Genomic DNA, 3,674 nt, shown 5'->3' with positions numbered 1-3,674 from the left:
CCCGAGCAGAGGCCGAATCATCACGTACCTCAAGTACGTGCAGGACAACAAGTCGCCCGGCGGGTTCGCACTCGGCTCCCTCGGCCCGGTGGCAGAGGGTCTGTTCATCTGGATCTTCGGACTCGGCGCGGTCGTCGCGATGACCGTCTGGCTGACCGCGAAGTCCAACTGATCGTCCGTGTCGAACGACACTGAAGGGAACACCATGGCAGAGCACGACGACGAGGCACTGAACTCGTCCTCGGCTGTCGAGAAGCACGGCACGACCACCACGTCGCCCGGGACCGCGGTCCTGCCGACCGACCCGTTCGAGAACCCGGGCGAGCCGCCGCACCGCGCACGACGCACCGACGTCGACCCGAAGAAGCAGCGCCTCGCCGAGCGTCAGGTCGCCACGTTCTTCTACCTGTCGATCGTCGGCAGTGTCCTCGCGATCGCGGCCTACGTCGCGTTCCCGATCGACTCCGACAACTTCGGCACGGTCCGGACCGCCAACCTCTGGCTCGGTCTGTCGATCGCCCTCGCCCTCCTCGCGCTCGGCCTGGGCGCGGTGTACTGGTCGAAGTCGCTCGTGGTGGACCGTGAGATCACCGAGCTCCGCCACAGCACGCGCGGCACCGACGCGACCCGTGCCAAGGCGGTCGAGGCGTTCCAGCTCGCCGACAAGGAGTCCGGCTTCAGCCGTCGCAAGCTGATCCGCAACTCGATGATCGGCGCCCTGGCGGCCTTCCCCCTCCCGGGCATCGTCCTCGTGCGCGACCTCGCGCCGGCGGCCGACCCCAACGAACTCCTCCGCCACACCATGTGGGCGAAGGGCACGCGCCTGACGAAGGACCCGACGGGTCTCCCGATCAAGGCGTCCGACGTGACCATCGGTTCGGTGTTCCACGTCATCCCGGACGGCATGCTCGACAAGGAGGACATGCTCGAGGAGAAGGCCAAGGCCTCCGTCCTCCTCATGCGCCTCGACCCCAAGGACCTCAACCCCTCCAAGGGCCACGAGAACTGGGGTTACGACGGCATCGTCGCGTACTCGAAGATCTGCACCCACGTCGGATGCCCGGTCGCCCTGTACGAACAGCAGACGCACCACCTGCTCTGCCCGTGCCACCAGTCCACCTTCGATGTCTCGAACAACTGCGAGGTCATCTTCGGACCGGCTGCACGCCCCCTCCCCCAACTTCCGATCGCGATCGACGACGACGGCTACCTGGTTGCGCAGAGCGACTTCCACGAGCCTGTCGGACCGTCCTTCTGGGAGCGTGAACGCTGATGAGCAGCACGACCACCAACGCACCCGCGTCGTCGACCACCAAGCCGGCACCGGAGCGCGGATCCCGCATCATCGGCGGGGTCGCCAACTACATCGACGAGCGCACGAGCATCTCGGGCCTCGTGAAGGAGGTCGGGCGCAAGATCTTCCCCGACCACTGGAGCTTCATGCTGGGCGAGGTGGCGCTGTACAGCTTCGTCGTCGTCCTGCTCTCCGGTACCTTCCTCACGTTCTTCTTCCAGGCGTCCATGGCCGAGGTGGTCTACCACGGCTCGTACGTCCCGCTGAAGGGCATCGAGATGTCGACCGCGCTGCAGTCGACGCTCAACATCTCGTTCGACATCCGCGGCGGGCTCTTCGTCCGGCAGATCCACCACTGGGCAGCCCTGCTGTTCGTGGCCTCGATCATGCTGCACATGGCCCGCGTGTTCTTCACCGGCGCGTTCCGCAAGCCGCGTGAGCTCAACTGGGTGTTCGGCTTCGTCCTCTGGGTCCTGGCCATGGCCGAGGGCTTCACGGGCTACTCGCTCCCCGACGACCTGCTCTCCGGCAACGGTCTGCGCATCATCGTCGGCATGATCGAGGGTGTGCCGGTCATCGGCGTCTGGATCGCCTACCTGCTCTTCGGTGGGGAGTTCCCGGGCACCGACATCGTCGGCCGTCTCTACACGCTGCACATCCTGCTGCTGCCCGCGATCCTCGTGGCCGTGCTCGGTGTCCACCTCGTGCTGGTCGTCATCAACAAGCACACGCAGTTCGCCGGGCCCGGCAAGACGAACGAGAACGTCGTCGGTGTGCCGATCCTCCCCGCGTTCGCCGCGAAGGCCGGTGGGTTCTTCTTCATCGTCGCGGGCATTCTCGCCCTCATCGCGTCGCTGTTCACGATCAACCCGATCTGGAACTACGGCCCGTACGACCCGTCCCCGGTGTCCGCCGGTACCCAGCCCGACTGGTACATCGGTTTCGCCGACGGCGCGCTCCGTCTGGTGCCGCCGCACTGGGAGGTCGTGTGGTTCGGCTACACGGTGTCGTTCAACATCCTCGTGCCGATCGCGGTCCTGGTGCTGCTCATCCTCGCCATCTTCATCTACCCCTTCATCGAGGCGTGGGTCACGGGCGACAAGCGTGAGCACCACATCCTCGACCGTCCGCGCAACGCCCCGACCCGTACGGCGTTCGGTGCCGCCGGCATCACGCTCTACGCGAGCCTCTGGGCCGCCGCGTCGTCGGACATCATCGCGACCCACTTCTACGTGTCGATCGACCACGTCATCCACGTGATCCAGGCCACGACGGTCCTCGGCCCGTTCGTCGCCTTCTGGATCACGAAGCGCGTGTGCCTCGCCCTGCAGAAGAAGGACCGCGAGATCGTCCTGCACGGCTACGAGTCCGGACGCATCGTGCGACTCCCCCACGGCGAGTACATCGAGGTGCACGAGCAGCTCGACGAGTACGAGCGGTGGAAGCTCCTGCAGTTCAACGAGTACAAGCCGCTGATGATCCGTCCGAACGCCCGGGGCAAGATCTCCGGGCTGCAGAAGGCGCGCGCCGGACTGTCGCGCTTCTTCTTCGAGGACCGGATCACCCCGGTGTCGAAGGCCGAGCTCGAGGCTGCGCACGCCGCGCACCACGGCCCGGACCTCGAGGCCGGTCACGCCGCCCCCGCGGTCGAGGCCAAGCACTAGGCAGTCAGCTGATCCGAGCGATCGGATCCCGGAACCCCCGTCACGTCGTGGCGGGGGTTTCGTCGTGCGTGCGGGAACACGCCGGGCCGCGTTCACGTTGGGTTCACCGACTCGTGCTGGACTCGTCCAGGACGGTGTGGCACTGTGTTGCACCACGCACCCGACCAACGGAATGAGACCCCGATGGACAGCCGGACGGCCGAACACCCCAGGCCGAACCACTTCCTGCTCCACCTCAGCGACACCCACCTCGTGGCGGGTGACCGCGAACTCTACGGTGACGTCGACTCGGCAGCCCGCCTCGCGGCGATCATCGCCGACATCGAGGCGTCGGGTACCCGACCCGAGGCCATCGTCGTCACCGGCGACGTGGCCGACAAGGGCGAACCGGGCGCGTACGCCCGAATCCGCGACATCGTGGAGCCGGCCGCCGAGCGCATCGGTGCGACCGTGATCTGGGCGATGGGCAACCACGACGAGCGCGGTGCGTTCCGGCAGGAGCTGTTCGGGCTCCAGCCGACCGACCGCCCGGTCGACTTCGTGTACGACGTGAACGGGCTGCGCGTGATCACCCTCGACACGAGCGTGCCCGGCGCCCACCACGGCGAGGTCTCCCCCGAACAGCTCGACTGGTTGGNCGAGGTGCTCTCCGAGCAGGCGCCGCACGGCACCATCCTGGCGATGCACCACCCGCCGGTGCCGATCGTCCAGGACCT

3 protein-coding genes and 1 pseudogene are annotated in these 3,674 nt (G+C 67.0%); all 4 read left to right on the top strand.

Features of this window, described 5'->3' with window-relative positions; genetic code table 11:
• Positions 1 to 172 (top strand): annotated as a pseudogene (locus I5E_RS26150) (cystathionine beta-lyase); the annotation flags it as partial.
• Positions 173 to 205: 33 nt separating this feature from the next.
• Positions 206 to 1,273, top strand: coding sequence for a cytochrome bc1 complex Rieske iron-sulfur subunit (gene qcrA, locus I5E_RS00635; protein ID WP_022905301.1), 1,068 nt, complete (start codon positions 206 to 208; stop codon positions 1,271 to 1,273).
• Entirely contained in the window at positions 1,273 to 2,958 is a 1,686-nt protein-coding gene (gene qcrB / locus I5E_RS00630) for a cytochrome bc1 complex cytochrome b subunit (protein WP_022905300.1), read from the top strand. Before qcrA ends, qcrB begins: the two co-directional genes overlap by 1 nt.
• A gap of 183 nt (positions 2,959 to 3,141) precedes the next feature.
• A partial coding sequence (locus tag I5E_RS00625) for a metallophosphoesterase (protein ID WP_022905299.1) occupies positions 3,142 to 3,674 on the top strand: 533 nt, incomplete at its 3' end.

The sequence above is a fragment of the Curtobacterium sp. B18 genome (assembly GCF_000333375.1).
GTDB lineage: Bacteria > Actinomycetota > Actinomycetes > Actinomycetales > Microbacteriaceae > Curtobacterium.
This window is presented reverse-complemented; position numbering and strand designations above follow the sequence as displayed.

What these genes read in the sequence shown, in the direction of transcription:
- qcrB (WP_022905300.1), top strand. Translation starts at nt 1,273, where the DNA reads ATGAGCAGCACGACCACCAACGCACCCGCGTCGTCGACCACCAAGCCG.
- qcrA (WP_022905301.1), top strand. Translation starts at nt 206, where the DNA reads ATGGCAGAGCACGACGACGAGGCACTGAACTCGTCCTCGGCTGTCGAG.